At 72.7% G+C, this 26,543-nt stretch carries 20 protein-coding genes, 1 tRNA gene and 1 pseudogene; 18 read left to right on the plus strand and 4 right to left on the minus strand.

Annotated elements, in window-relative coordinates:
• Nucleotides 1–354 precede the first annotated feature (354 nt).
• A complete protein-coding gene (locus LZ604_RS22020) occupies nt 355–636 on the plus strand; it encodes an HU family DNA-binding protein (RefSeq protein WP_007498188.1) in 282 nt (93 codons plus the stop codon).
• 312 nt (nt 637–948) lie between these two features.
• On the opposite strand, the gene murA is transcribed toward LZ604_RS22020, so the two are convergent.
• The gene (murA, locus tag LZ604_RS22025; protein WP_234517146.1) at nt 949–2,289 is read right to left on the minus strand and encodes a UDP-N-acetylglucosamine 1-carboxyvinyltransferase; all 1,341 of its coding nucleotides are present in this window, start codon (nt 2,287–2,289) and stop codon (nt 949–951) included.
• 250 nt (nt 2,290–2,539) lie between these two features.
• On the opposite strand from murA, the gene LZ604_RS22030 reads away from it, so the two are divergent.
• From LZ604_RS22030 to LZ604_RS22060, 7 genes and pseudogenes are all read left to right on the plus strand, one after another.
• Nucleotides 2,540–3,112: a YqgE/AlgH family protein gene (locus LZ604_RS22030; protein ID WP_234517147.1), complete on the plus strand. Its 573-nt coding sequence runs from the start codon at nt 2,540–2,542 to the stop codon at nt 3,110–3,112.
• A gap of 28 nt (nt 3,113–3,140) precedes the next feature.
• The gene (locus LZ604_RS22035; RefSeq protein WP_030651613.1) at nt 3,141–3,422 is read left to right on the plus strand and encodes a DUF3039 domain-containing protein; all 282 of its coding nucleotides are present in this window, start codon (nt 3,141–3,143) and stop codon (nt 3,420–3,422) included.
• Between the two features lie 237 nt (nt 3,423–3,659).
• Nucleotides 3,660–5,321 (plus strand): beta-N-acetylhexosaminidase, encoded by a 1,662-nt coding sequence (locus tag LZ604_RS22040; RefSeq protein ID WP_234517148.1) that lies wholly within the window; start codon nt 3,660–3,662, stop codon nt 5,319–5,321.
• Nucleotides 5,322–5,600: 279 nt separating this feature from the next.
• Entirely contained in the window at nt 5,601–6,494 is an 894-nt protein-coding gene (locus tag LZ604_RS22045; protein WP_234517149.1) for an FAD binding domain-containing protein, read from the plus strand.
• Nucleotides 6,491–7,948 carry a 2Fe-2S iron-sulfur cluster-binding protein gene (locus LZ604_RS22050; RefSeq protein ID WP_234517150.1) on the plus strand — a complete coding sequence of 486 codons (1,458 nt, stop codon included), beginning with the start codon at nt 6,491–6,493 and terminating at the stop codon, nt 7,946–7,948. The genes LZ604_RS22045 and LZ604_RS22050 overlap by 4 nt, the downstream gene beginning before the upstream one ends.
• Nucleotides 7,945–10,251 carry a xanthine dehydrogenase family protein molybdopterin-binding subunit gene (locus LZ604_RS22055; RefSeq protein ID WP_234517151.1) on the plus strand — a complete coding sequence of 769 codons (2,307 nt, stop codon included), beginning with the start codon at nt 7,945–7,947 and terminating at the stop codon, nt 10,249–10,251. The genes LZ604_RS22050 and LZ604_RS22055 overlap by 4 nt, the downstream gene beginning before the upstream one ends.
• Nucleotides 10,252–10,538: 287 nt before the next feature.
• Nucleotides 10,539–11,159: pseudogene (locus LZ604_RS22060) on the plus strand (SUKH-4 family immunity protein); the annotation flags it as partial.
• A gap of 119 nt (nt 11,160–11,278) precedes the next feature.
• Here LZ604_RS22060 and LZ604_RS22065 read toward each other — a convergent pair.
• A tRNA-Cys gene (locus LZ604_RS22065) sits at nt 11,279–11,350 on the minus strand.
• 210 nt (nt 11,351–11,560) lie between these two features.
• Here LZ604_RS22065 and LZ604_RS22070 point away from each other — a divergent pair.
• From LZ604_RS22070 to dapE, 5 genes are all read left to right on the plus strand, one after another.
• Nucleotides 11,561–13,003 (plus strand): MFS transporter, encoded by a 1,443-nt coding sequence (locus LZ604_RS22070; protein WP_234517152.1) that lies wholly within the window; start codon nt 11,561–11,563, stop codon nt 13,001–13,003.
• A gap of 149 nt (nt 13,004–13,152) precedes the next feature.
• The gene (locus tag LZ604_RS22075; RefSeq protein WP_234517153.1) at nt 13,153–14,955 is read left to right on the plus strand and encodes a DEAD/DEAH box helicase; all 1,803 of its coding nucleotides are present in this window, start codon (nt 13,153–13,155) and stop codon (nt 14,953–14,955) included.
• Nucleotides 14,956–15,263: 308 nt separating this feature from the next.
• A complete protein-coding gene (locus LZ604_RS22080; RefSeq protein WP_234517154.1) occupies nt 15,264–15,905 on the plus strand; it encodes an IclR family transcriptional regulator in 642 nt (213 codons plus the stop codon).
• Between the two features lie 144 nt (nt 15,906–16,049).
• Complete coding sequence (locus LZ604_RS22085; protein ID WP_234517177.1) at nt 16,050–17,528, plus strand: amino acid permease; 1,479 nt, start codon at nt 16,050–16,052, stop codon at nt 17,526–17,528.
• Nucleotides 17,525–18,658 (plus strand): succinyl-diaminopimelate desuccinylase, encoded by a 1,134-nt coding sequence (dapE, locus tag LZ604_RS22090; RefSeq protein WP_234517155.1) that lies wholly within the window; start codon nt 17,525–17,527, stop codon nt 18,656–18,658. Before LZ604_RS22085 ends, dapE begins: the two co-directional genes overlap by 4 nt.
• A gap of 28 nt (nt 18,659–18,686) precedes the next feature.
• Here dapE and LZ604_RS22095 read toward each other — a convergent pair whose 3' ends face one another.
• Nucleotides 18,687–20,099, minus strand: a complete 1,413-nt coding sequence (locus LZ604_RS22095; protein ID WP_234517156.1) for a PucR family transcriptional regulator — start codon at nt 20,097–20,099, stop codon at nt 18,687–18,689.
• 278 nt (nt 20,100–20,377) lie between these two features.
• Here LZ604_RS22095 and LZ604_RS22100 point away from each other — a divergent pair, with 278 nt between their 5' ends.
• From LZ604_RS22100 to LZ604_RS22115, 4 genes are all read left to right on the plus strand, one after another.
• Nucleotides 20,378–21,289 (plus strand): chorismate synthase, encoded by a 912-nt coding sequence (locus tag LZ604_RS22100; protein WP_234517157.1) that lies wholly within the window; start codon nt 20,378–20,380, stop codon nt 21,287–21,289.
• Entirely contained in the window at nt 21,286–22,398 is a 1,113-nt protein-coding gene (gene menC, locus LZ604_RS22105; protein WP_234517158.1) for an o-succinylbenzoate synthase, read from the plus strand. Before LZ604_RS22100 ends, menC begins: the two co-directional genes overlap by 4 nt.
• 42 nt (nt 22,399–22,440) lie before the next feature.
• A complete protein-coding gene (locus LZ604_RS22110) occupies nt 22,441–23,232 on the plus strand; it encodes a S16 family serine protease (RefSeq protein WP_234517159.1) in 792 nt (263 codons plus the stop codon).
• A gap of 216 nt (nt 23,233–23,448) precedes the next feature.
• A complete protein-coding gene (locus LZ604_RS22115; RefSeq protein ID WP_234517160.1) occupies nt 23,449–24,729 on the plus strand; it encodes an MFS transporter in 1,281 nt (426 codons plus the stop codon).
• Between the two features lie 48 nt (nt 24,730–24,777).
• Here LZ604_RS22115 and LZ604_RS22120 read toward each other — a convergent pair whose 3' ends face one another.
• On the minus strand, nt 24,778–25,257 hold the full coding sequence (locus LZ604_RS22120) for an Lrp/AsnC family transcriptional regulator (protein WP_234517178.1): 480 nt from the start codon (nt 25,255–25,257) through the stop codon (nt 24,778–24,780).
• 122 nt (nt 25,258–25,379) lie between these two features.
• Between LZ604_RS22120 and hppD the strand changes: the two genes are divergently transcribed.
• On the plus strand, nt 25,380–26,525 hold the full coding sequence (gene hppD / locus LZ604_RS22125) for a 4-hydroxyphenylpyruvate dioxygenase (protein WP_234517161.1): 1,146 nt from the start codon (nt 25,380–25,382) through the stop codon (nt 26,523–26,525).
• Nucleotides 26,526–26,543: the final 18 nt, after the last annotated feature.

Genomic DNA, 26,543 nt, shown 5'->3' on the forward strand with positions numbered 1-26,543 from the left:
CGGGTACGGCGCGTCGTTGAAGGCGCTGCTCCCGGCCGCCCTCTAGGGTGGCGCCCAGGCTGAGGGCCCCCAAGGCCCTGCGAAGCGTTTCCGGGAGTGGACAGAGCGTCACCACGCCGAGGCGGTGGCGCTTTTCGTGTGACTCCCAAGGGTGTTCTCACGACTCCTACGGGTGCCGGATTGGCTTTACCGCCGCAGGTGGGGGCAGGATGCGTCTTCGGGCGCGAGGGTCTGACGAAGGACCCGGGTCCGGGGACTCACCGAGGACCCTGGCAGCATCGACTTCGCTGTGCCCATCATGCGGCTTCGCCGCGTGGCACGCCTCAACGGCAAGAAGAACACGGGAGTAACAACATGAACCGCAGTGAGCTGGTGGCCGCGCTGGCCGACCGCGCCGAGGTGACCCGCAAGGACGCCGACGCCGTGCTGGCCGCGTTCGCCGAGACCGTCGGCGAGGTCGTCGCCAAGGGCGACGAGAAGGTCACCATCCCTGGCTTCCTGACCTTCGAGCGCACCCACCGTGCCGCTCGCACCGCGCGCAACCCGCAGACCGGCGACCCCATCCAGATCCCGGCCGGCTACAGCGTGAAGGTCTCGGCGGGCTCCAAGCTCAAGGAAGCCGCGAAGGGCAAGTGATCTTGCCGTCGTACGCCGCGGAACGGCGTACGAGCCGCACCGCCACGGAACGGTGTACGAAGCCGTACCGCCATGGAACGGCGTACGAGGCCGTACCCGCCACGGAAGCGGCACACGAGGCCCGGTGACGCCCCTCGGGACGGCGTACGGGCCCAGCAAGGCCTAAGGGGCGGTCACCCGATCCGGGTGACCGCCCCTCGCGTGGATGCGGATGCGTGTGCACAGGTGCGCGTGCCGTGTGCACAGGCGCGCGTACTCGGCCCCGACGCGGACGCGGGCCCCCGGTGTCCCGGAGGCCCGCACGCAGAGCCGTCAGGCCAGGGCCTTGCCCGGGAGTTCGACCTTCGCGCCCAGCTCGATGAGCTTCTCCATGAAGTTCTCGTAGCCGCGGTTGATCAGCTCGATGCCGTGGACCCGGGACGTGCCCTGGGCCGCCAGGGCCGCGATCAGATACGAGAAACCGCCGCGCAGGTCCGGGATGACCAGGTCCGCGCCCTGGAGCCTGGTCGGGCCCGAAACGACCGCCGAGTGCAGGAAGTTGCGCTGCCCGAAGCGGCAGTCGGAGCCGCCGAGGCACTCGCGGTAGAGCTGGATGTGCGCGCCCATCTGGTTGAGCGCGGAGGTGAAGCCGAGGCGCGACTCGTAGACCGTCTCGTGGATGATCGACAGACCCGTCGCCTGCGTCAGCGCGACCACCAGCGGCTGCTGCCAGTCCGTCTGGAAGCCCGGGTGCACGTCCGTCTCCAGCGCGATGGACTTCAGCTGGCCGCCGGGGTGCCAGAAGCGGATGCCCTCGTCGTCGATCTCGAAGGCGCCGCCCACCTTCCGGTAGGTGTTCAGGAACGTCATCATCGACCGCTGCAGCGCGCCCCGGACGTAGATGTTGCCCTCGGTCGCCAGCGCCGCCGACGCCCAGGACGCGGCCTCCAGGCGGTCCGGGAGGGCGCGGTGGGTGTAGCCGCTGAGGCTGTCGACACCGGTGATGCGGATCGTGCGGTCGGTGTCCATGGCGATGATCGCGCCCATCTTCTGCAGCACGCAGATGAGGTCCTCGATCTCCGGCTCGACGGCCGCGTTGGACAACTCGGTGACGCCCTCGGCGAGGACCGCCGTCAGCAGCACCTGCTCGGTCGCGCCCACGGAAGGGTACGGCAGCCGGATCTTGGTGCCGCGCAGCCCCTTGGGCGCCTCCAGGTACTGGCCGTCCGCGCGCTTCTCGATGACCGCGCCGAACTGCCGCAGCACATCGAAGTGGAAGTCGATGGGGCGGCCGCCGATGTCGCATCCGCCGAGGCCCGGGATGAACGCGTGCCCCAGGCGGTGCAGCAGCGGGCCGCAGAAGAGGATCGGGATGCGCGACGAGCCGGCGTGGGCATCGATGTCAGCGACGTTCGCGCTCTCGACGTGGGTGGGGTCGAGCACCAGCTCGCCCGGTTCCTCGCCGGGACGGACCGTCACGCCGTGCAGTTGGAGCAGCCCGCGCACCACACGCACGTCGCGGATGTCGGGAACATTGCGCAGCCTGCTCGGCGCGCTGCCCAGCAGGGCGGCGACCATGGCCTTCGGTACGAGGTTCTTCGCACCGCGGACACGGATCTCGCCCTCCAGCGGGGTTCCGCCGTGGACAAGGAGGACATCGTCGTTGACGGTCATGTATCTCGCGTTCCGTGGGGTGGGGCAGGGGCCGAAGACGTAAGAGTAATGGCCGCCTACCCCCCTTCTGTAAGTCCAAGTACCTCCCAGCAAGGTCATAGGTTTGCCACAACACGAGGGGTACGTGGCCGGACGCACGCGGTGACCGTCCGGCGTGCGCCCGCACCGCATCCCTGAGCCCCGTTCCGCATTCACCCGCGTACCCGGATTGCCTCCCCATCCCGGGGCAAGATGCGGGATCATGTCTGGCATGACCGAGGTGTCCTCGCTCACGGGGCGGCTGCTCGTGGCCACGCCCGCCCTGGCGGACCCGAACTTCGACCGCGCTGTGGTGCTCCTCCTCGACCACGACGAGGAGGGCTCGCTCGGTGTGGTCCTCAACCGCCCCACCCCCGTGGACGTGGGCGACATCCTGGAGGGCTGGGCGGACCTGGCGGGGGAGCCCGGTGTCGTCTTCCAGGGCGGACCGGTGTCGCTGGACTCGGCACTCGGCATCGCGGTCATCCCCGGCGGCGCCTCCGGGGAGCGCGCCCCGCTGGGCTGGCGGCGGGTGCACGGCGCCATCGGCCTGGTGGACCTGGAGGCCCCGCCCGAACTGCTCGCCAAGGCGCTCGGCTCGCTGCGGATCTTCGCCGGGTACGCGGGCTGGGGGCCGGGCCAGCTGGAGGACGAGCTGGTCGAAGGGGCGTGGTACGTGGTCGAGTCGGAGCCCGGCGATGTGTCGTCCCCGGAGCCGGAGAGACTGTGGCGGGAGGTGCTGCGGCGGCAGCGCAGCGAGCTGGCGATGGTGGCCACCTATCCGGACGACCCTACGCTCAACTGATGCGTGCGAGCTTCAGTACCCTTGCCGTATGAGCACTCTCGAGCCCGAGCGCGGCACCGGTACGGGGACCCTCGTAGAGCCGACGCCGCAGGTGTCGCACGGCGACGGTGACCACGAGCGCTTCGCCCACTACGTCCAGAAGGACAAGATCATGGCGAGCGCCCTCGACGGCACGCCCGTCGTGGCGCTGTGCGGCAAGGTGTGGGTACCGGGCCGCGACCCCAAGAAGTACCCGGTCTGCCCCATGTGCAAGGAGATCTACGAGTCCATGGGCAGCGGCGGCGACGAAGGCAAGGGCGGCGACAAGTAGCCGGACCTCCCGCCCGACGACGGCAGGGTCCCCGGGACGCGTGAGGCGCGCCCCGGGGCTCTTCGCGTCCGTCCGTCCGCCTACGCCGTTCTGCGCCGGTCCACTCCCGCCGTACCGCTTCGGTTCCCGCATTCCGCTTCCGTCGCGCCGCGGTGTCGATCAGGCTTCCCGTCACCCGGACGGTACGGCCGCCCGGGCTTTTCGTGAAGACCGCACGGAGCGGAAGGGCTGGACGCGATGGGCTTCGAGGATCTGATCCCGGCACCCCGCAAGGGCTGGTGGGTGCCCCCGCGGGGGCTGTTCGTGCTCGACGAGGAGACGGTGCTGTGCGCGGGGCCCGGCACCGAGCGCGTCGCCCACTGGATGCGCGACGTCCTGGGCGCGGCCACCGGGCTGCCCTTCCGGGAGGGCGGCGCGCAGAACGGCATCGTGCTGAGCATCGACCCGGCGATGGAGCCCGAGGCGTACCGCATCGTCGTCGACGGATACGCCGTCCGACTCGACGGCGGCAGCGCGGCCGGGGTCTTCTGGGGAGCGCAGACCTTCCGCCAGTTGCTGGGGCCGCACGCCTTCCGGCGGGCGCCGGTCGACCCGGCCCGCCGCGAGTGGGACGTGCCGGGCGTGGTCGTCGAGGACGCGCCCCGCTTCCCCTGGCGCGGCCTGCTGCTCGACGTCGCCCGGCACTTCACGCCCAAGGACGGCGTTCTGCGCTGTCTGGACCTGATGGCCGCCCACAAGCTGAACGTCCTGCATCTGCATCTCACCGACGACCAGGGCTGGCGGCTGGAGATCAAGCGCCATCCGAGGCTGACCGAGGTGGGGTCCTGGCGGTCCCGCTCCCGGTTCGGGCACCGGGCCTCGCCGCTGTGGGAGGAGAAGCCGCACGGCGGTTTCTACACTCAGGACGACATCCGCGAGATCGTCGCGTACGCCGCCGCGCGGCATATCACCGTCGTCCCCGAGATCGACATACCCGGGCACAGCCAGGCGGCCATCGCCGCGTATCCGGAACTCGGCAACGCCGACGTCATCGACACCGCATCCCTTTCGGTCTGGGACGACTGGGGCATCTCGGCCAATGTACTCGCCCCCACCGACACCACCCTGCGCTTCTACGAGGGGGTGTTCGAAGAGGTTCTCGAACTGTTCCCCTCGACGTTCATCCATGTCGGTGGCGACGAGTGCCCCAAGGACCAGTGGCGGCGCTCCCCGGCCGCCCAGGCGCGCATCCGGGATCTGGGACTCGGCGACGAGGACGGGCTCCAGTCGTGGTTCGTCCGGCACTTCGGCACCTGGCTCAACGCCCGCGGCCGCCGGCTCATCGGCTGGGACGAGATCCTCGAGGGCGGGAGCCGAGCGCCTGACGGCGAGACGACGGCACCGGGCCTTGCGGAGGGGGCCGCCGTGTCCTCCTGGCGTGGATATGCCGGCGGAGTCACGGCCGCACGGGCCGGACACGACGTCGTGATGTGCCCGGAGCAGCAGGTGTATCTGGACCACCGTCAGGACGGCGGCGAGAACGAGCCGGTGCCCATCGGTTATGTGCGCACCCTGGAGGACGTCTACCGCTTCGAGCCGGTTCCGCCGCAGCTCAGCGCGGAGCAGGCGCGTCATGTGCTCGGCACCCAGGCCAATGTCTGGACCGAGGTGATGGAGGATCAGGCGCGGGTCGACTACCAGACGTTCCCGAGGCTCGCGGCCTTCGCCGAGGTCGCCTGGAGCGCCCTGCCCGCACCCGCGGAGCGCGACTTCGCGGACTTCGAGCGGCGGATGGCCGTCCACTACCGCCGACTTGACGCCCTGGGGGTCGCCTACCGGCCGCCCACGGGGCCCCTGCCGTGGCAGCGGCGACCGGGTGTGCTCGGACGCCCGATCGAGGGTGCGCCCCCGAACGTGTGAGGCCGTCGCAGAGGAGCAGCCGAGGGGCCGCGCGCCCTGGAAACGTGACCTCGCGTGGGAGAAGTCGCACCAGGGCCGCCGGAGAGCGGCAATCAGCGCTCATGGGGAACGTCATGGCAAAACGGACCATCTCCCTGGTGAGGGGGCGAATGCCTCCTAGCGGACCCCCGCGTCGGGGGCCGGGAAAGATGTGCCAGAGTTGCCACGTCCGGCCTGTGAGCACGTACCGTACGGCAACACAGGAGGGACCAGGTGGGGCAGCGGGAAGGGGCAGCCGGTTTGACCACGCACGCACCGCAGGCGGCGCAGGCCGTGACGCTGCCTGCCTCGCTGGACGAGGCCGTGGCGGCTCTGGCCGCCATGCCGGCCGCCGTCCCCGTGGCGGGCGGCACGGATCTGATGGCCGCGGTGAACTCCGGGCAGCTGCGGCCCGCCGCGCTGGTCGGCCTCGGCCGCATCAGCGAGATCCGCGGCTGGCAGTACCAGGACGGCCATGCGCTGCTCGGCGCCGGCCTCACTCACGCGCGCATGGGCCGCCCCGACTTCGCGGCCCTCATCCCAGCCCTCGCGGCGGCCTCGCGCGCCGCCGGACCTCCGCACATCCGCAACGCGGGCACCCTGGGCGGCAACATCGCCTCGGCCGCCCCCACGGGGGACGCGCTTCCGGTGCTGGCCGCCCTGGAGGCCACGCTGATCATCGCGGGCCCGGGCGGTACCCGCCGCGAGATCCCGGTCTCGCATCTGCTCGCCGGCATGGAGATGCTGCGCGCCGGCGAGCTCATCGGCTACGTGCGCGTACCGCTGCTGCACGCCCCCCAGGTCTTCCTGAAGGCGACCGGACGCACCGGCCCCGGGCGGGCCGTCGCGTCCGTGGCGCTCGTCCTCGACCCGGCCCGGCGCGGCGTGCGCTGCGCCGTCGGCGCCATAGCGCCCGTGCCGCTGCGCCCCCTGGACGCCGAGCAGTGGGTCGCCCAGCTCATCGACTGGGACAACAACCGCGCGATCGTCCCGGAGGCGCTCGCCGCCTTCGGGGAGTACGTCGCCGCGGCCTGCATCCCCGACCCGGCCCCGGCGGAGGACGGCACCGTGCAGCAGCTACCGCCCGCCGTACTGCACCTGCGGCGCACCCTCGCCGCGCTGGCCCGACGAGCACTGGGGAGGGCACTGTCGTGAGTGACGACCGGCACCCGGAGGGAAGCCCGCAGCGGCGCACCCACGGTTCCTGGGAGCGACTGCCGCAGGGGGACTACGACGACGGCGCCACCGCCTTCGTCCAGCTCCCCGAGGGAGGCATCGACGCCCTCCTCGCCTCCGACAGCCCGCTGGCCGCGCCGGGCCACGGCTATGTGCCGCCGACGTTCGGCCCGGCCGCCGACGAGGGCCACGACCCGGCGGCCCGGGGCGCCTGGGCGGCGCCCGCGCAGGGCCCGGGCTGGCCCGATCCGAACCAGGCCCCCCCGGAGAACACGGGCGACCGGTTCACGTACCGCCCCGGAGCCACCGGCCAGTGGACCTTCGAGGAGGCCGCGGCCGCCCGGGAGCCCGCCCCCGGCCACGACGTCACCGGTGAGTGGTCGATCCCGGTGGCGGGCGGCGATCTGCCGGACGAGTCGGGCGAGTTCTCCACGTCCGCCCTGGTCGAGCAGTGGGGCGGCACCCCGCCCACGACCCTGCCGGGCGGCGCGACCGCGCCCTGGGCGACGGGCACGAGCGGGCAGCCCTGGTCGGAGGGGACCCATCCGGCCCTCGACGAGCCGGCCGAGCCGGTCGCGCAGCCGCCCGGCGAAGCCCCTGGAGAGCCGTCCGGCGGGCCGTACGAGGACCCGAGGGCCGACGGTGCCCCCGAGGTGCCCGAAGCCGCCCAGGAGCCCTCAGGCGCCGCCGACGAGCCTGCCCCGGACGCGGACGCCGTACCCGCCGGGGATCCCGCCGCGGCCGGCCCCGAACCGGCACCGGAGACCGATGCCGAGGAGCAGGACGCCGGACCCCCGCCGCCTGCGCACGACGAACACCCCCTCGTCTCGTACGTCCTGCGGGTGAACGGCTCCGACCGGCCCGTCACCGACGCCTGGATCGGGGAGTCGCTGCTGTACGTGCTGCGCGAGCGGCTCGGTCTCGCCGGTGCCAAGGACGGCTGCTCACAGGGCGAGTGCGGCGCCTGCAACGTCCAGGTCGACGGGCGGCTCGTCGCCTCCTGCCTGGTGCCCGCCGTCACCGCCGCGGGCAGCGAGGTCCGTACGGTCGAGGGCCTCGCCGCCGACGGACAGCCCTCGGACGTGCAGCGGGCGCTCGCCCGGTGCGGGGCCGTGCAGTGCGGCTTCTGCATCCCCGGCATGGCGATGACCGTGCACGACCTGCTGGAGGGCAACCCCGCACCGACCGAACTGGAGGCCCGCCAGGCGCTGTGCGGCAACCTGTGCCGCTGCTCCGGCTACCGGGGCGTCCTGGAGGCCGTCAAGGAGGTCGCCGCCGAGCGCCGGGCGCACGCCGCCGACTCGGCGCCGGAGGCGAACGAGCCCCGTATCCCGCACCAGGCGGGCCCCGGCGCGGGCGGCGTGCACGCCTCCGCGTTCGACGGCACGGCCCCGCACGAGCACCCGTACGGCCAGGACGGAGGCCAGGCGTGAGCAACGAAGCCGCCACCGCGACCACCGCGGCGGCCGCACCCACCCCCGAGCCGCTGCCGCACGGCCTGGGCGCCCCCCTGCCGTCGGCCGACGCCGGCGCCAAGACCGAGGGCACCTTCCCGTACGCGGCCGACCTGTGGGCCGAGGGCCTGCTGTGGGCCGCCGTGCTGCGCTCGCCGCACCCGCACGCACGCATCGTGTCCATCGATGTGAGCCACGCGCGCGAGATGCCCGGCGTGCGGGCCGTCGTCACCCACGAGGACGTGCCCGGCGGCGCGTTCCACGGCCGGGGCACGTCCGACCGCCCCGTGTTCGCCTCCGAGGTCGTGCGCCACCACGGGGAGCCCATCGCGGCCGTCGCCGCCGACCACCCCGACACCGCGCGCATGGCCGCGGCCGCGGTCATCGTCGAGTACGAGGTGCTCGACCCGGTGACCGACCCCGAACAGGCCTTCGAGGCGGAGCCGCTGCACCCGGACGGCAATCTGATCCGGCACATCCCGCTGCGCCACGGCGACCCGGACGCGCTCGGTGAGGTCGTCGTCGAGGGCCTGTACCGCATCGGCCGCCAGGACCCCGCTCCGATCGGCGCGGAGGCCGGTCTCGCGGTGCCCCGGCCCGACGGCGGGGTCGAGCTGTACATCGCCTCCACCGACCCGCACGCCGACCGGGACCGGGCCGCGGCGGTCTACGGCCTCGAGCCCGAGCGGGTGAAGGTCGTCGTCACCGGGGTGCCCGGCGCCACCGCCGACCGCGAGGACCCGGGCTTCCAGCTCCCGCTCGGCCTGCTCGCGATGAGAACCGGCTGCCCGGTGAAGCTGACCGCGACACGCGAGGAGTCGTTCCTGGGCCACTCCCACCGCCACCCCACCCTGCTGCGCTACCGCCACCACGCGGACGCCGAGGGCAACCTGGTGAAGGTGGAGGCGCAGATCCTGCTGGACGCGGGCGCCTACGCGGACACCTCCTCGGACGCGCTCGCCGCCGCCGTGTCCTTCGCCTGCGGCCCCTACGTCGTCCCGAACGCCTTCATCGAGGGCTGGGCCGTCCGCACCAACAACCCGCCCTCGGGCCATGTCCGCGGCGAGGGCGCGATGCAGGTGTGCGCGGCCTACGAGGCGCAGATGGACAAACTCGCCAGGAAACTCGCCCTCGACCCGGCGGAGCTGCGGCTGCGCAACGTCCTGGCGACGGGCGACGTCCTGCCGACGGGCCAGACCGTGACCTGCCCGGCGCCGGTGGCCGAACTGCTCGAGGCGGTACGGGACCACCCGCTGCCGCCGCTCCCCAAGGACACCCCCGAGGAGGAGTGGCTGCTGCCGGGCGGCCCCGAGGGCGCGGGCGAGCCCGGTGCGGTGCGCCGCGGCGTCGGCTACGGCCTCGGCATGGTGCACATGCTCGGCGCGGAGGGCGCCGACGAGGTGTCCACGGCGACGGTGAAGGTCCACGACGGCGTGGCGACGGTGCTGTGCGCGGCCGTCGAGACCGGCCAGGGATTCGCCACGCTGGCCCGGCAGATCGTCCAGGAGACCCTCGGCATCGACGAGGTCCATGTGGCACCGGTCGACACGGACCAGCCGCCGGCCGGCGCGGGCTGCCGGGGCCGCCACACCTGGGTGTCGGGCGGAGCGGTGGAACGTGCCGCCAAGATGGTCCGCACCCAGCTGCTGCAACCCCTGGCGCACAAGTTCGGCATGTCCACCGAACTGCTCCAGATCACCGACGGCAAGATCACCTCGTACGACGGTGTGCTGTCCACCACCGTCACCGAGGCCATGGACGGCAAGGAGCTGTGGGCCACGGCGCAGTGCCGCCCGCATCCGACGGAACCGCTGAGCGAGACCGGCCAGGGCGACGCCTTCGTGGGGCTGGCGTTCTGCGCGATCCGCGCGGTGGTGGACGTGGACATCGAGATCGGCTCGGTACGGGTGGTGGAGCTGGCGCTCGCCCAGGACGTGGGCCGGGTGCTGAACCCGGCGCAGCTCGCCGCGCGCGTGGAGGCCGGCGTCACCCAGGGTGTGGGCATCGCGCTGACCGAGAACCTGCGCACGGCGCGCGGCCTGATCCGCCACCCCGACCTGACGGGCTACTCCCTTCCCACGGCCCTGGACGCCCCCGACATCCGGATCGTCAAGCTGGTCGAGGAACGCGACGTGGTCGCGCCGTTCGGCGCCAAGTCGGTCAGCGCGGTGCCCGTGGTGACGTCCCCGGCGGCGATCGCCTCGGCGGTGCGGGCGGCGACGGGCCGCCCGGTCAACCGGCTGCCGATCCGGCCGCAGGCGGCGGTGGTGACCACCCAGTGAACGGCGCCGGATCCGTGACCTGACGTCCGCGAAGCCCTCCCGCCTCCAGGGGCCTTCTGCTTTCGGGGCCCGCCTGCTTCGGGGTCTCCTGCTTCGGGGCCCTCCTGCCTTTCGGGCGTTGTCAGTGGATCCGCGTAGGGTTCTTCGCATCGGGGCAGAGCGGCCCGGCGGGAGGACGTGTCCTGCCCGCGGGCGCTCCTGGGACGAGGCACGCGGGGGAAACCATGGGCAGGACCGGCACCGGTGGCGTGATCACGCTGACCGAGGCGGACCTGGGCCTGCCGCCGTTCGCGGCGGCCACACACGAACCCGTCGAATTCCGCGGCCCATTCGCACCGCGAGGGTACGGCCCGAAGGCGGTGGCGGCGGACATGTACGAGCGGCTGACGTCGGTGTTCGACGAGGCCGCCGGGGACGTTGCGGCACCGTACCGGCGCATGGCCGCCCTCATCCGCCCCCTGGCCCGGATCGCCCGCCCCGGCCCGGGGCTCCGGCTCGGGCTTCCGCCGCGTCTGCTCGACGAGGAGTTCGGCTCCGCCGCGATCGTGCGCTTCGAGGACGTCGACTTCCCCGCAGCGCTCACACACGAGCCGACCCGTCGCTTCCTCGGCGAGGTGGGTCTGCCGGAGCACGGCTACTGGTACGAACTGGACACGGACGTTCCCCTGCCGACCCTGTCCGAGTACTACGCGCAGGAGGGCGACCTTCCCGTGGGCGGGCTCCCCGAAGGGGCGGACCGGTTGATACGCCTCGGCGGTCTGCCGGAGGACACAAGCCTGGTCGTCGACGGTGCCACCGGGGCGGTGCTGTGCTGGAGCGAGCCCGACGCGGCCCTGCGCCCGCTGAACGCGGACGTCTCCACCCTGGCGTTCACGGTCTGGCTGGTGCACCGGGAGCAGGCGCTCGACGGTCGGTACGACCTGAGGGACGCCCGGGAGTAACCGGACCGCCTTACTGAGACGGACAGCCACAAGGGCGGCACCCGACCGAGGGTGCCGCCCTTTCGTTTTGCCTGATCAGGCTTGTGAGGCCGTGGCGGGAATCGAACCCGCGTAACCCGCTTTGCAGGCGAGTCCCTCAACCACTCGGGCACACGGCCGGAATCGAGTGCGCCACGGACTGCGCGCGTTGTGACCCGACACAGGGACCGTAGGGTCCGGAGTCCGGCGGGCTCAAGGGACGCGTGGGTGCTGCAACGGGACTGCCATACGCCGTTCATGAACCGGGCTGGAGTCCTAGGACCAAGGGCTCACGTGATCAACGACTTCGGACAGGAGTCAGTCCGGCTCGAGCCCCTTACTCTGGCCGCATGGCAGTCCTGGAACCCCGTGACACCGACGTCGTCCCCTCCGTCCCGTCGGACGGCCCCACCGGCGTCCTGAGCCGGCCGTACCGGGCGCTCAGTATCGGCGTCGTGTCGGTCGTCCTGGTCATCGCCTTCGAGGCGACGGCCGTCGGCACCGCGATGCCGGTCGCGGCACGGGAACTGGACGGGCTGTCCCTGTACGCCTTCGCGTTCTCCGGGTACTTCACCACCAGCCTGTTCGGCATGGTTCTCGCGGGCCAGTGGTCGGACCGCAGCGGCCCCCTCGCCTCGCTGACCTGCGGCATCGCCGCTTTCGCCGCCGGGTTGCTGCTGTCCGGGACGGCCGGGGCGATGTGGCTGTTCATTCTGGGCAGGGCCGTGCAGGGGCTCGGCGGCGGCCTGGTGATCGTCGCCCTGTACGTCGTCGTCAGCCGTGCCTACCCCGAACGCCTGCGGCCGGCGATCCTGGCGGCGTTCGCGGCGGGCTGGGTGGTCCCGTCGGTGGTCGGCCCGCTGGCCGCGGGCGTGGTGACCGAGCACCTCGGCTGGCGCTGGGTGTTCATCGGCATCCCGGCGCTGGTGGTGTTCCCGCTCGCCCTCGCCCTGCCGCAGATACGGCGCCGGGCGGGCGGCCCCGCCGAGGAGGCCGTCGCCGCACCCTTCGACACCCGCCGTATCCGCCTCGCCCTCGGTATCTCGATCGGCGCCGGGCTTCTTCAGTACGCCGCCCAGGACGTGCGCTGGGCCTCCCTCGCGCCCGGCGTCGTGGGTGCCGCGCTGCTGGTCCCGGCGGTGCTGCGGCTGCTGCCCCGCGGCACCTACCGGGCGGCGCGCGGGCTGCCGTCCGTGGTGCTGCTGAGAGGAGTGGCGGCGGGCGCCTTCGTCTCGGCGGAGAGCTTCGTCCCGCTCATGCTCGTCACCCAGCGGGGCCTGTCGCCGACGCTGGCCGGCTCCTCCCTCGCGGCGGGCGGCGGGAGCTGGGCGCTCGGCTCGTATCTCCAGTCCAGGCCGCGCCTCGAACCGTACCGGAACCGGCTGATGACCCTCGGCATGATCGTGGTCGCCGCCGCGATAGCGACCGCGCCCAGTGTGCTGGTGCACGCGGTGCCCGTGTGGATCCTCGCCGTCGCCTGGGGGTTCGGCTGCTTCGGCATGGGCCTGGTGATCTCCTCGACCAGCGTCCTGCTCCTGAAGCTGTCGGCCCCCGAGGAGGCGGGTGCCAACTCGGCCGCCCTGCAGATCTCCGACGGCCTGGCGAACGTCGTCCTGCTCGCCGCGGGCGGTGCCGCGTTCGCCGCGCTCGGCGGTGGCACGGTCGCCGCGCCCACGGCCCTCGGCGCGACCGCCGAAGGCTCCCATCCGGCCGCCTTCGCCGCGGTGTTCCTGCCGATGGCGGCGGTGGCGCTGGCGGGGGCGTGGGTGACCACCCGGCTGCGCGAGCGGTGACGCGCGGGGCGCGGCCCGGTGATCTGTGAGCCGTGTCGCACCCGGGCCGGATGTGGCGGTGTTGACCCGAGTGGCGGGCGAGCTCACCGGTAGGGTGGCCCGGTTGTCATACCTGGCCGAGCCATCCGAGCCCCAGCGAACCGGAGACCGTGACTACCACCGCCGCCAGCAGTTCCTCGTACTCGCACCACCTGTCTCCCGCCTTCCCCGGCCGCGCTCCCTGGGGCACCGCCAGCAAGCTGCGTGCCTGGCAGCAGGGGGCGATGGAGAAGTACATCCGGGAGCAGCCGCGTGACTTCCTCGCCGTCGCCACGCCCGGCGCCGGCAAGACGACCTTCGCGCTGACGCTCGCGTCCTGGCTGCTGCACCACCACGTCGTGCAGCAGGTGACCGTGGTCGCGCCGACCGAGCATCTGAAGAAGCAGTGGGCGGAGGCGGCCGCGCGGGTCGGGATCAAGCTCGACCCCGAGTACAGCGCCGGACCGCTCGGCCGGGAGTACCAAGGGGTCGCGGTCACCTACGCGGGCGTCGGCGTACGGCCCATGCTGCACCGCAACCGCGTCGAGCAGCGCAAGACCCTTGTCATCCTGGACGAGATCCACCACGCCGGCGACTCCAAGTCCTGGGGCGAGGCGTGCCTGGAGGCGTTCGAGCCCGCGACACGCCGACTCGCCCTCACCGGTACGCCGTTCCGGTCCGACACCAACCCCATCCCGTTCGTGACGTACGAGGAGGGGAACGACGGGATCCGGCGGTCCGCCGCCGACTACACCTACGGATACGGGTCCGCGCTCGCCGACGGGGTCGTGCGGCCGGTCATCTTCCTCTCCTACAGCGGCAATATGCGCTGGCGCACCAAGGCGGGCGACGAGATCGCCGCCCGGCTCGGCGAGCCCATGACCAAGGACGCCGTCAGCCAGGCCTGGCGCACCGCCCTCGATCCGCGCGGCGACTGGATGCAGAGTGTGCTGCGTGCCGCCGACCAGCGGCTGACCGAGGTCCGCAAGGCCATCCCGGACGCCGGGGCCCTCGTCATCGCCTCCGACCAGGAGGCGGCCCGCGCCTACGCCAAACTCATCCGTGACATCACCGGGCACAAGGCGACCCTCGTGCTGTCCGACGACGCGGGCGCCTCCGACCGCATCGACGAGTTCAGCGGCAACGACGACCGCTGGATGGTCGCGGTCCGTATGGTCTCCGAGGGCGTCGACGTGCCGCGGCTCGCCGTCGGGGTGTATGCGACCACCATCTCCACCCCGCTCTTCTTCGCCCAGGCCGTCGGCCGTTTCGTACGGTCCCGGCGCCGCGGCGAGACCGCCTCCGTGTTCCTGCCGACGGTCCCCGACCTCCTCACCTTCGCCAACGAGATGGAGCGGGAACGGGACCACGTCCTCGACAAGCCGAAGAAGGACAGCGAGGAGGACCCGTACGCCGAGTCCGAGAAGGAGATGGAGGAGGCCAACCGGGAGCAGGACGAGGACACCGGCGAGCAGGACATGCTGCCCTTCGAGGCGCTGGAGTCCGACGCCGTCTTCGACCGGGTCATGTACAACGGCGCCGAGTTCGGCATGCAGGCCCACCCGGGCAGCGAGGAGGAGCAGGACTACCTCGGCATCCCGGGTCTTCTGGAGCCGGAGCAGGTGCAGTTGCTGCTGCAGAAGCGGCAGGCGCGGCAGATCGCGCACAGCCGCAAGAAGCCGGACAGCGAGGCCGATCTGCTCGAACTGCCCGCCGACCGGCGGCCCGTGGTCACCCACAAGGAACTGCTGGAACTGCGCAAGCAGCTGAACACGATGGTCGGCGCGTACGCCCACCAGAGCGGCAAGCCGCACGGCGTGATCCACACCGAGCTGCGCCGGGTGTGCGGCGGCCCGCCGAGCGCCGAGTGCACCGCGGGCCAGCTGCGGCAGCGGATCGCCAAGGTCCAGGAGTGGGCGACGCGGATGCGGTGACGCCGGCGCGGGACGCGCACATGTCGCCGTGACTCGCGCACATATCGCCGTAAAAGCGACCGATGTGTACCGGCCGTTGACCGGATTCTGGACGGAGCCTTCCGCTCAGCGAACCGGATCGCTACTGTCCCGCTACGCACACGCCCCGTGGCAGCGCCGCCGCGGAGCGCAGCCGTGAAAGCGACCGTGCCCGGGAGCCGCCCCGGGCCGCCGGCCGAACGGCGGCCTCTGAAGCGCGTCGCCGACGGGACTCGGTGCCGCATCCGCCGTGAGGGGGCCGCTGTCCTCACCACTAAGGAGTGGGCGTCGTGACCGCGGAGACCTCTCAGACGCTGGACCGGGGCCTCAGGGTCCTCAAACTGCTCGCCGACACGGACCACGGGCTGACGGTCACCGAGCTGTCCAACAAACTGGGCGTCAACCGGACCGTGGTGTACCGGTTGCTGGCCACGCTCGAACAGCACTCCCTCGTCCGCCGCGATCTGGGCGGCCGCGCCCGGGTCGGGCTCGGCGTGCTGCGTCTGGGCCGTCAGGTGCATCCGCTGGTGCGGGAGGCCGCGCTGCCCGCACTGCGGGCGCTCGCCGAGGACATAGGAGCGACCGCGCACCTCACGCTCGTCGACGGCGCGGAAGCGCTGGCCGTCGCCGTGGTCGAGCCCTCGTGGACCGACTACCACGTGGCGTACCGTGCCGGGTTCCGCCATCCGCTCGACCGGGGAGCCGCAGGCCGGGCCATACTCGCCGCCCGTCAGCAGCCGATCGCCGAGCCCGGCTACACCCTCACCCACGGAGAGCTGGAGACGGGTGCGTGCGGGGCGGCCGCACCGCTGCTGGGAGTGAACGGCGTCGAGGGCAGCGTGGGGGTCGTCATGCTGTCGGACTCGGTGCCGGAGCGGGTGGGGCCGCGGGTCCTCGAGGCCGCCCGGGAGGTCGCCGAAGCGCTGCGCTGACCGCCGCGTGGCCCGGACCCCGGTGCGTCCGGCCGTCCCCTGGCATTAGCCGACCGGCCAAACGCCCACCCTCCCCTCTGGCCGATCCTCTCATCGCAGCGCGCTCTCGCCTCCGCATCATCAGGGGCCATACCAGCCCAGGTGATGGAGGGAGCAAGCGCGGTGGAAACAGTACGGACACGGCCGGGAGCCGGCCGGCAGGGCGGTTCCGGACGGCGGTTGACCAGGCGGCAGGCGGTCGGAGCACTCGTCGCCGAGGCCGGCGGCAGCCCGCTGCGGCGGACCATGGGCGTCGGCCAGCTCACGCTGCTCAGCGTGGGCGCAACCCTCGGCACCGGCATCTTCGTCGTCCTGGGCCAGGCCGTTCCCCAGGCCGGCCCCGCGATCGTCGTGTCCTTCGTGCTCGCCGGAGTGACCGCCCTCTTCTCCGCGCTGTCGTACGCCGAACTGGCCGGCATGATCCCCGGCTCCGGCTCCTCCTACAGCTACGCCTACGCCACGATGGGCGAGCTGATCGCCTGGGTGTGCGGCTGGTGTCTGATCCTGGAGTACGGGGTGTCCGTCGCGGCGGTGGCCGTCGGCTGGGGCCAGTACGTCAACGAACTGCTCCGGCTCACCGTGGGCGTCACCCTGCCCGATGCGCTCAGCGCCCCGCCCGGCGCCGGGGGCACCCTCAACGTCCCGGCGGCCCTCATCGTCGTCCTCGCCATGGCCGTGCTGCTGCGCGGGGCCAAGGAGAGCGCCGTCGCCAACACCGTCATGGTCACCGTGAAGATCGCGGCTCTCGTGATGTTCTGCGCGGTCGCCTTCACCGCGTTCCGCGCGGGCAACTTCCAGCCGCTCTTCCCGCTGGGCACCGCCGGGATGAGCGCGGGCGCGGCCTCGCTGTTCTTCTCCTACATCGGGTTCGACGCGGCCTCGACCGCCGGTGAGGAGGCGCGCAACCCCCAGCGCGACCTGCCCCGCGCGATCATCCTCTCCCTCGTCCTGGTCACCGCGCTGTACGTGCTCGTCGCGGTCGCCGCGCTCGGTGCCATGCCGTGGCGGCAGTTCGCGGGGACGGAGGCCACGCTCAGCGAGGTGCTCGTGCGGTCCGTCGGCGGCGGCAACCTCTGGCCGGTGCTCCTGTCGGTCGGCGCGGTCGTCGCCACCACCAGCGTGGTGCTCACCGTGCAGTACGGACAGATCCGCATCCTGTTCGCCATGTCCCGGGACGGCCTGGTGCCGCCGCTGTTCTCCAAGGTCCACCCCACCACGGGAGTCCCCCGCGCCAACACGGTGATCGTCTCGGCGTTCATCGCCGTGCTCGCCGCCCTCGTTCCGCTGGGCAGCCTCGCCGACGCCACCAGCATCGGCACGCTGTTCGCCTTCATGCTGGTGAACCTGGCCGTCGTCCTGCTGCGCCACCGCAACCCGGACGCACCGCGCTCCTTCCGGGTGCCCTTCTCCCCGGTGACCCCGGTCCTCGGCATGGGCTTCTGCGTCTACATGCTGTTCAGCCTCGGTGCGGACACCTGGATCGCGTTCGCCGCCTGGATGGCGGCCGGCCTGGCGGTCTACGGGCTGTACGGGATCCGCCACTCCAAGCTCGACCACGGGGCCGGACCCCAGGAGGGCGCATGATCTCCCTCGACCTCACCGCGGACGTCGCCACCCTCACCCGGGACCTCGTCGACATCCCCTCCGAGAGCGGGGACGAGGCACGGATCGCGGACGCCGTCGAAGCGGCACTCCAGGGCTGTGCGCACCTCGCCGTCGAACGCGTCGGCAACTCCGTCGTCGCACGAACCGTCCCCCGGGCTCCCGCCGGCTCCCGGGCGGGTGGGACCCGCACCGACCGCCACGAACGGGTCGTCGTCGCCGGCCACCTGGACACCGTGCCCGCCGCGGGGAACCTGCCGTCGACGACGGACGGCGACCGCGTTCACGGCCTCGGTGCCTGCGATATGAAGGGCGGCGTCGCCGTGGCCCTGCGCCTCGCCGCCACCGTCACGGCGCCGGTGCGCGACATCACCTACGTCTTCTACGAGTGCGAGGAGGTGGAGGGCGACCGCAACGGTCTGCGCCGAATCGCCGCGGAGCGGCCCGACCTGCTCGAGGCCGGCCTCGCGATTCTGATGGAGCCCTCGGACGCCGGGATCGAGGCGGGGTGCCAGGGGGTCCTTACCGCCGACATCACGGTCCGCGGCGAGCGGGCGCACACGGCACGGCCGTGGAAGGGCGTCAACGCCGCCCACCGGGCGGCCCGCGTGCTGCAACGGCTCGCCGACCACACCGCGGAGCGCGTCGTCATCGACGGGCTGGAGTACCGGGAGAGCCTGAGCGCCGTCGCCGTACGGGCCGGGGTCGCCGGCAACGTCGTACCCGACGAGTGTGTCGTCACGGTCAATCACCGGTTCGCCCCCAGCCGTTCGCCCGCGGAGGCGGAGGCGTACATCCGGAGCCTGTTCCCGGAGTACGCCGTCGACGTCACCGAGGCCGTCCCGGGCGCCCTGCCCGGTCTCGGCCGGGAAGCGGTCGCCTCGCTCGTCCGTGCCCTCGCCGTCACGCCCCGCCCCAAACTCGGCTGGACGGACGTCGCCCGCTTCGCCGGGCTCGGCACGCCCGCGGTCAACTACGGACCAGGGGACCCGGCGTTGGCGCACACGGCGGGGGAGTACGTGCCCGTGGCGCAGCTGCGGGAGTGCGAGACCCGGCTCGGGGACTGGCTCACCGCGCCGACGCCCGCCCCGGTCTTCGACGACAGGACGTAGTGCCCCGACAGGCAATGTTTGCCGGGCACTAGAGCTGCGCCAGTGTCCTCAGCTGCAGCCACAGCACCAGCCGTTCGTCGGGATCGTCCAGGGCGATCCCGACGTGCTGCTGGGCCTGTCTGAGGCGGTAGCGGCAGGTGTTCGGATGCACCGCGAGCAGCTTCGCCGCGCCCGCCATGTCGCAGCCGGACTCGAACCAGGCGAGCAGGGTGCGCGCGTAGTCGGTGCCGTGTTCGGCGTCGTGGGCGAGGACCTCCTGCCAGGCACCCATGGCCAGCTCCCGCCGCTCGCGGAGCACTTCGGACAGCCGCATCAGGGTGAGCCGGGGCCGTACCCCGGCCGCCGACGCCACCGGAAGCTCCGGCCCGAGCACCCGCAGGACGAGGTCCGCGTCGTCCCGGGACGACGGCACCCCGGCGAGGGAGGGCACGACCTCGCCGAGTCCCGCCCGGACCGGCACCCGCAGTGCCTGACCGGCCCGCCGCACGATGTCCTCGGCCAGCCGCAGATGGCGCTGCTCATGGGTGCGCCGCGCGCCCGCCGTCGCGGGCCCCGGCAGGCCGGGCGCGGGCAGCAGCGCGTAGACCACCCCGTCGACGAGCACACACGCGTGCCGCCCGTAGCGGGCCTCGCACTGGAGCCGTACGAGGTCCAGCAGCCGCAGCGCGGTCTGCTCGCCGTCCGGGGCGGGGACCGTCGAGTCCAGGGCGAACGCGGCCACCCGCACCGCCTCCAGGCCGAGCCGGAGCGCGGCGGCGTCCGGGTCGGCGGTGCCCTCCAGCAGACGGCGCAGCAGGTCGCCGTCCTGGTGCCGGGCCAGTTCCTGCGCCGCACGCGCCCGCAGCAGAAGCAGCGCCGCCGTGGATGCGCCCTGCGCCAGCGCCTCCTCGGCGTCGGGCGCGAGCCGTCCGTCGTCCACGACCCAGAGCGAGCCCAGCGTCTCTCCGCCGGCCCGCACGGCCACGGCGAGCCGCGGCAGGGCGTCCGCGAGCGCCGGCAGCCGCACCGGGCCCGGGGCCGCGAAGACCGTCCGGTACTGCTCGGTGTTCTCCGGGCTGCCCGGCACCCGCAGTCCGAGGATCCCCTGGCGGCGGTCCTCGTCGGTCGCCTGCCCCGGCACGGTCGAGTACGCGAGGATGCGCTGCCGGGGGTCCTCGATCGCGGTGGCCCCGCCGACCGCCGCCGCCACCGCGTCGGCCAGCGCGAACAGCTCCCCTCGCGTGTCCCCGCCGCCCGCGGCGGCCGGGCGCGCCCCGATCGCGGACGCCAGCAGCAGATGCACCTGATGCCAGGCCGCGTCCTCGTCCACGGACAGCAGCGCCACCCCCGCCGACTGCGCCTCGGCGACCGGCCCGTCCGGGCCGCGTACGACGACGCCCGTCATCCCGGCCTCCGCGGCGGCCCTGGTCAGCGGCCCGGCGGCCGGGGCCCGCACGCCCACCGCCAGCAGCAGCGCTCCCGGCGCCCGGGGCGGCAGAGCGCCGGCGTCGTACAGCAGCGCCTCGGTGACGGGCGCGCCGAGGCCGGCCGGCGCGGCGAGCAGCCGGACGGAGGGCTCGCCGACGACATCCAGCAGGTCGCCGAGGGTGCAGGCGTCCGTGGGCCCCTCGCTCGGATCGATTGCGGTTCGGGTCGATTGGAGAATCTCATCAGGAACCTAGGCAGGGTTTGGCCTCCTGCACAACGTGGGGTGTGCCACGGGCTGGCCAGACTCGACTCATGACAGCAGCACCGGAACAGTCGGCGGCCCGTGAGCGGGCGGCGCGGCTCGCCGACGCAGCGGCGCGCGGCGCCGGCGTCCAACTGCGGACCGTGGACGATGTGGCGGGCCTCGCGGCCGTGGCCGACTTCTTCAGCGATGTGTGGCGGACGCCGCGGAGCACCCCGCCCTACCCGGCGGAGGTGCTGCACAGCCTCGTGCACGCGGGCGGGGCCGTGCACGCCGCGTTCGCCGGCGACCGGCTGGCCGGGGCCTCGGTCGCCGTGTTCGGACGGCCCGCCGACGCGTGCGCCTACTCCCTCGTGGCGGCCGCCGACCGCGGCCTCGGCTATGCGGTGAAGCAGGCCCAGCGCGCCTGGCTCCTGGAACGCGGGGCCCGCACCCTGCGCTGGACCTTCGACCCGCTGGTCGGCCGCAACGCCCGTTTCAACCTGGTGAAGCTGGGCGCGACCGGCAGCGAGTACCTCGTCGACTTCTACGGTCCGATGACCGACGGCGTGAACGACGGCGACGAGAGCGACCGGCTGACGGTGACCTGGGACCTGGCGGCGCCCCGGGAGCCGGACGAGACCGCCGACCGTACCGCCGCCCCCGTCACCGCCCCCGCAGCTCTCGACCCGTCCCCCACTCCCGGCTTCGCTCGAGCGGGGGGACCCCCACGAGGAGGGGGGACCCACGTGGCCCCGGACGGCGGCCCGCTCGCCCTCCGCTCTCCCGACGGACGCCGTGTGTGGTGCCGTGTGCCCGACGACATCGTCGCCCTGCGCGCCACCGACCCGGCCCTCGCCCTGAGCTGGCGGCACGCCGTTCGCGAGGTGTTCGTGGCGGCCTTCGCCGAGGGGCGCACGGCGACGGGCATGTCCCGGGACGGCTGGTACACGCTCACCCGCGAGGAGGACTCCCCGGCATGAAGCTCGAACGCGTCGAGATCGTCCATGTGGCGATCCCCCTGGTCACCCCGTTCCGCACCTCGTTCGGGACCATGACCACGAAGGACACCTTCCTGCTCCACGTCGTCACCGACGCCGCCGAGGGCTGGTCGGAGTTCGCGGCCGACCCCGAGCCCCTGTACTGCTCCGAGTTCGTGGCGGGCGCCGAGATCGTCCTGCGCGACTTCCTGCTGCCGCGTGCCGCCGCGCTGCCGCACCTCACCACGGCCGCGCTCGCCCCGGCCATGGCGAAGATCAAGGGGCACGAGCTGGCCAAGGCGGCCCTGGAGACGGCGGTCCTGGACGCGGAGCTGCGCGCGCACGGCATGCCCCTGGCCGCCTACCTGGGGGCCGTACGGGACCGGGTGCCGGCCGGGGTGTCCGTCGGCATCAGGGACTCGCTCCCCGAACTGCTGGACGACGTCGAGCGGTATCTCGCCGAGGGCTATGTCCGGATCAAGCTGAAGATCGAGCCCGGCTGGGACGTGAGGCCCGTACGGGCCGTCCGCGAGCGCTTCGGGGACGAGCTGCCGCTCCAGGTCGACGCGAACACGGCGTACACACTCGCCGACGCCGAACACCTCGGGAAGCTGGACGAGTTCGGGCTGCTGCTCATCGAGGAGCCGCTGGAGGAGAACAACCTCCATGCCCACGCCCGGCTCCAGCAGCGCATCGCGACCCCCGTCTGTCTGGACGAGTCCCTGCACAACGCCCGCGACACCGCCTCCGCGATCGCCATGGACGCCTGCCGGGTCGTCAACGTGAAGCCCGCGCGGGTCGGCGGCTACCTGGAGGCCCGTCGCGTCCACGACGTGGCGCACGCGCACGGGGTGCCGGTGTGGTGCGGCGGCATGCTGGAGACGGGCATCGGCCGTGCGCCCAACCTGGCGCTGGCCGCCCTGCCCGGCTTCACGCTCCCCGGCGACACCTCGGCGTCCGCCCGCTACTTCGCCGAGGACCTCACCGAGCCCTTCGTGCTGCAGGACGGCCATCTGCCGGTGCCGTCGGGGCCCGGCATCGGCATCGCACCGCTTCCGGGGGCACTGCGCCGCTTCACCGTCGGGCGCAGCGACCTGTACGGGGGCCGGTGACCTGTACGGGGCCTGAAGTCCTCGTCACGTTAGATTGATCCCGTGCTCTCTCGCCTCTCCCGCCCCAAGGCCGTCGCCGTCTGCGCCCTGCCCGTCGTGGCCCTGTTCGCCACGGCGGTGTTCGTGCCGCTGCCGTTCTCCCTGGCGCAGCCCGGCCTCACGGCGAACGTCCTCGGCGAGAACAAGGGCACGCCCGTGATCACGGTCAGCGGGGCGTCCACGCGCCGGACCACGGGCCAGCTGCGGATGACGACGATCGAGGCGACCGGGCCCGACGCGGACGTCTCGCTCGGCGATGTGATCGACGGCTGGTTCCGCACGGACCGCGCGGTGATGCCGCGCGACGCGGTCTACCCGAGCGGCGACACCGTCAAGGAGATCGAGCGGCACAACGCCGAGCAGATGCAGCAGTCGCAGGACGCGGCGAGCCGGGCGGCCCTGAGGTACCTGCACATCAGCGAAAAGGACGTCAAGGTCACGCTGAAGCTCGCGGACGTCGGCGGCCCCAGCGCGGGCCTGCTGTTCAGCCTCGGGATCATCGACAAGCTGGAGGGCGACGGCGGCGGCGGTGACCTCACGGGCGGCCGCACCGTCGCCGGTACGGGCACGATCGACGCGGTGGGCAACGTGGGCGCGGTCGGCGGGGTCGCACTCAAGACGCAGGCGGCCCGCCGTGACGGAGCGACGGTGTTCCTGGTGCCGAAGGACGAGTGCGCCGACGCGCACGCGGACCTCCCGAAGGGGCTGCGGCTGGTCCCGGTGACCACGCTGGACGGCGCGGTCGACGCACTGATGGCCCTGGAGAAGGGCAAGGGCCCGGTACCGAGCTGCTGAAGCGGCCCGGATCGGCGGCTTCCCGGGGCGCGGCCGGCAACTGCGTAGCGTTGGGGGGCTCTTCAGGAGCGGCCCGTTCCGCTATGTTGTTACCGCTCCGTAGTTCACACCTCAACCAGGCATATCGCCTATTGCTGCTGTCATGCGCATGCCCGCGAGGCGTGACGCCGTTTCGCGCCCCTTTCGCGCCCCCGCTCACCGAAAGCCCCCCAGTTCGTGACCGTCTCCCTCTACGAGGCCCGACCGGCCGGTCGGCATGCGGCAGTGCCCACGGGCAGTCTGTTCCGGCGGGTGTACGCACCGCGCGCCTGCGACGCACTCGCCTACTCCATGGCGACCTATGCCATGCCCCTCGTGGTGCTGGCGACCACCGGCTCCGCGTCCCTGACGGGCCTGGCCTTCGCGCTGGAGTGGGTACCCAGGGTGGCCGCGTTCAGCTTCGCCGGTGACCTGGTGGACCGCAGCGGAGCGGCCATCGTGTGCTTCATCGCCTCGCTGGTCCGGGCCCTGGTGGTGGCGGGCGCCGGTGTGGTGCTGGCCGTACTGCCCGGGGGGACGGCCGAGACCGTCGCCGTCATGGCGCTGGCCGCGGTGACCGGTGCCCTCACCCAGTTCAGCTTCATCGCCAACGAGGCGGTCGGCGCCATCGTCAGCCGCCGGACCGAAGGGCAGTCCCACAAGGTGCAGTCGGTGCTGATCGGCATCGACCAGACGGCCACCCTCGTCGGCCCGGCCCTGGGCGGCGTCCTGCTCCTGACCGGACCGACCCGTATGCTCGCGTGCCTGAGCGTGCTGTCCTTCCTGTCGGCCGGGCTCGCCCTGCAGACCCCGCCCACTCCGCTGCGCGCCGGGCGCCCGGGCGGACAGGGAACCGGCGGAGGCATGCGGGAGGGCTGGGAGACCCTGCGTTCACTGCCGTCCCTGCGGCGGCTCGTCGCCGGGCTGGCCTGCTCCAACCTCGCGCTCGGCCTGCTCCAGTCGGCCAGCCCCGTCCTCGTGGAGGGCCGCTTCGGCCGGTCCCCGGCCGCCGTCGGCACGCTCTGGTCGGTCGCCGCCGCCACCACCCTGGTCGCCGTCACCTGCTGCCGGTTCGCGCTCAACCGGCTGGGCCTGTGGGGAGTCGGCGTCATCAGCGGAACGATCGCGACCGCCGCCTGCCTCGCCGTGCCCGCGGCCCCCTCCTACGCCGGCTACACGGCCCTCGTGGCCCTGTTCATGGCCGCCGACGGCGGGCTCACCGTCGTTCTGCGCACCCTGCGCTCGCTGATCATCCCGCCCGCGGCCTTCGGTACGACCCTCTCCCTGACCATCCTGCTCCTGCTGCTGCCCTTCCCCGTGGCCGGCGTCGTGCTCGCCCTCACCCCGCCGCCGTATCTCACCGACGCCCTGGGAGCGTGCGCCCTGCTGCAGGCCCTGACCCTGATCGTCACCTTCGTACGACTACGCAAGGACCCCGTGCTGCGCGCCAAGGCGGCTCCGGTCCGCCGTGGCTCCTGAACGGGCCGCCCTGGGGGACCCGCTGGAACCCCCCGCGGTTCGGTGCGCCTAGACCCGCTCCTGGTCCTGCGCCGCCTGTTCCACCAGCGGGATGATCCGCAGCGGAACCGGGTTCTCCATGACGATCGCCGTCGAGGCCCGGACGATGCCCTCGAAACCGACCACCCGGTCGATCACCCGCTGGAGGTCGGCGTTGGAGCGGGCCACCAGACGGCACAGCATGTCCCCGCTGCCGGTGGTGGTGTGCAGTTCCAGGACCTCGGGCACGGTCGCAAGATGGGCCCGCACGTCCGGGCCCTGGCCCTGGCGGATCTGGAGCGTGGCGAACGCCGTGACGGGGTAGCCGAGCGCGGCCGGATCCACCTGCGGCCCGAAGCCGCGGATCACCCCGTGCGCCTGGAGGCGGTCCAGGCGAGCCTGGGCGGTGCCGCGGGCCACCCCGAGCCGCCGGGACATCTCCAGCACCCCGATGCGCGGCTCGCGCGCCAGCAGCACGATGAGCCGGGCGTCCAGATGATCGATCGCCATACCGCACTCCCAGATGGTCATCCTGTACAGAACGCCCGGCGAGCCGGGCGTCTTACTGGGCAGATTGCCCAGCCGATACACAAACTATTGCGCACCTTGCGGAGACGGGTGAGGCTGCCGACATGACGCAGACCACACACCACACTCCTGACACCGCGCGCGAGGCAGACCCCTTCCCGGTCAAGGGAATGGACGCGGTCGTCTTCGCCGTGGGCAACGCCAAGCAGGCCGCGCACTACTACTCCACCGCCTTCGGGATGCGGCTCGTGGCGTACTCCGGACCGGAGACCGGCAGCCGGGAGACCGCCTCGTACGTCCTGGAGAATGGCTCCGCCCGTTTCGTCCTCACCTCGGTCGTCAAGCCCGCCACCGACTGGGGCGCCTTCCTCGCCCGGCACGTGGCCGAGCACGGCGACGGTGTGGTCGACCTCGCCATCGAGGTCCCGGACGCGCGCGCGGCGTACGCGTACGCGATCGAGCACGGCGCCCGCCCGGTCGCCGAGCCCTACGAGCTGAAGGACGAGCACGGCGTCGTCGTCCTGGCGGCGATCGCCACCTACGGCGAGACCCGCCACACCCTGGTCGAACGCACCGGCTACGACGGCCCCTACCTCCCCGGCTACGTCGCCGCCGACCCCATGGTCGAGCCGCCCGCGCAGCGCACCTTCCAGGCGATCGACCACTGCGTCGGCAACGTCGAACTCGGCCATATGGACGAGTGGGTCGGCTTCTACAACAAGGTCATGGGCTTCACGAACATGAAGGAGTTCGTGGGCGACGACATCGCGACGGAGTACAGCGCGCTGATGTCCAAGGTCGTCGCCGACGGGACGCTCAAGGTCAAGTTCCCGATCAACGAGCCCGCCATCGCCAAGAAGAAGTCCCAGATCGACGAGTACCTGGAGTTCTACGGCGGCCCCGGCGTCCAGCACATCGCGCTCAACACCAACGACATCGTGCGCACGGTACGCACGATGCGCGCGGCCGGCGTGCAGTTCCTCGACACCCCGGACTCGTACTACGACACCCTCGGCGAGTGGGTCGGCGACACCCGCGTCCCCGTGGAGACCCTGCGCGAGCTGAAGATCCTCGCCGACCGCGACGAGGACGGCTATCTGCTGCAGATCTTCACCAAGCCGGTCCAGGACCGCCCGACGGTCTTCTTCGAGATCATCGAGCGGCACGGCTCCATGGGCTTCGGCAAGGGCAACTTCAAGGCGCTGTTCGAGGCGATCGAGCGCGAGCAGGCCAAGCGCGGAAACCTGTGACCCGCCGCCGCGGTGCGC

Source organism: Streptomyces glomeratus, from assembly GCF_021462825.1.
Taxonomy (GTDB): Bacteria; Actinomycetota; Actinomycetes; order Streptomycetales; family Streptomycetaceae; genus Streptomyces; species Streptomyces glomeratus.

Excerpts from the sequence above, each read along its gene's own strand:
- LZ604_RS22030 (WP_234517147.1), top strand. The coding sequence starts at position 2,540 with ATGACCGAGGTGTCCTCGCTCACGGGGCGGCTGCTCGTGGCCACGCCC.
- LZ604_RS22035 (WP_030651613.1), top strand. The coding sequence starts at position 3,141 with ATGAGCACTCTCGAGCCCGAGCGCGGCACCGGTACGGGGACCCTCGTA.
- LZ604_RS22040 (WP_234517148.1), top strand. The coding sequence starts at position 3,660 with ATGGGCTTCGAGGATCTGATCCCGGCACCCCGCAAGGGCTGGTGGGTG.
- LZ604_RS22100 (WP_234517157.1), top strand. The coding sequence starts at position 20,378 with ATGACAGCAGCACCGGAACAGTCGGCGGCCCGTGAGCGGGCGGCGCGG.
- LZ604_RS22070 (WP_234517152.1), top strand. The coding sequence starts at position 11,561 with ATGGCAGTCCTGGAACCCCGTGACACCGACGTCGTCCCCTCCGTCCCG.
- LZ604_RS22085 (WP_234517177.1), top strand. The coding sequence starts at position 16,050 with ATGGAGGGAGCAAGCGCGGTGGAAACAGTACGGACACGGCCGGGAGCC.
- LZ604_RS22020 (WP_007498188.1), top strand. The coding sequence starts at position 355 with ATGAACCGCAGTGAGCTGGTGGCCGCGCTGGCCGACCGCGCCGAGGTG.
- menC (WP_234517158.1), top strand. The coding sequence starts at position 21,286 with ATGAAGCTCGAACGCGTCGAGATCGTCCATGTGGCGATCCCCCTGGTC.
- murA (WP_234517146.1), bottom strand. The coding sequence starts at position 2,289 with ATGACCGTCAACGACGATGTCCTCCTTGTCCACGGCGGAACCCCGCTG.
- dapE (WP_234517155.1), top strand. The coding sequence starts at position 17,525 with ATGATCTCCCTCGACCTCACCGCGGACGTCGCCACCCTCACCCGGGAC.
- LZ604_RS22120 (WP_234517178.1), bottom strand. The coding sequence starts at position 25,257 with ATGGCGATCGATCATCTGGACGCCCGGCTCATCGTGCTGCTGGCGCGC.
- hppD (WP_234517161.1), top strand. The coding sequence starts at position 25,380 with ATGACGCAGACCACACACCACACTCCTGACACCGCGCGCGAGGCAGAC.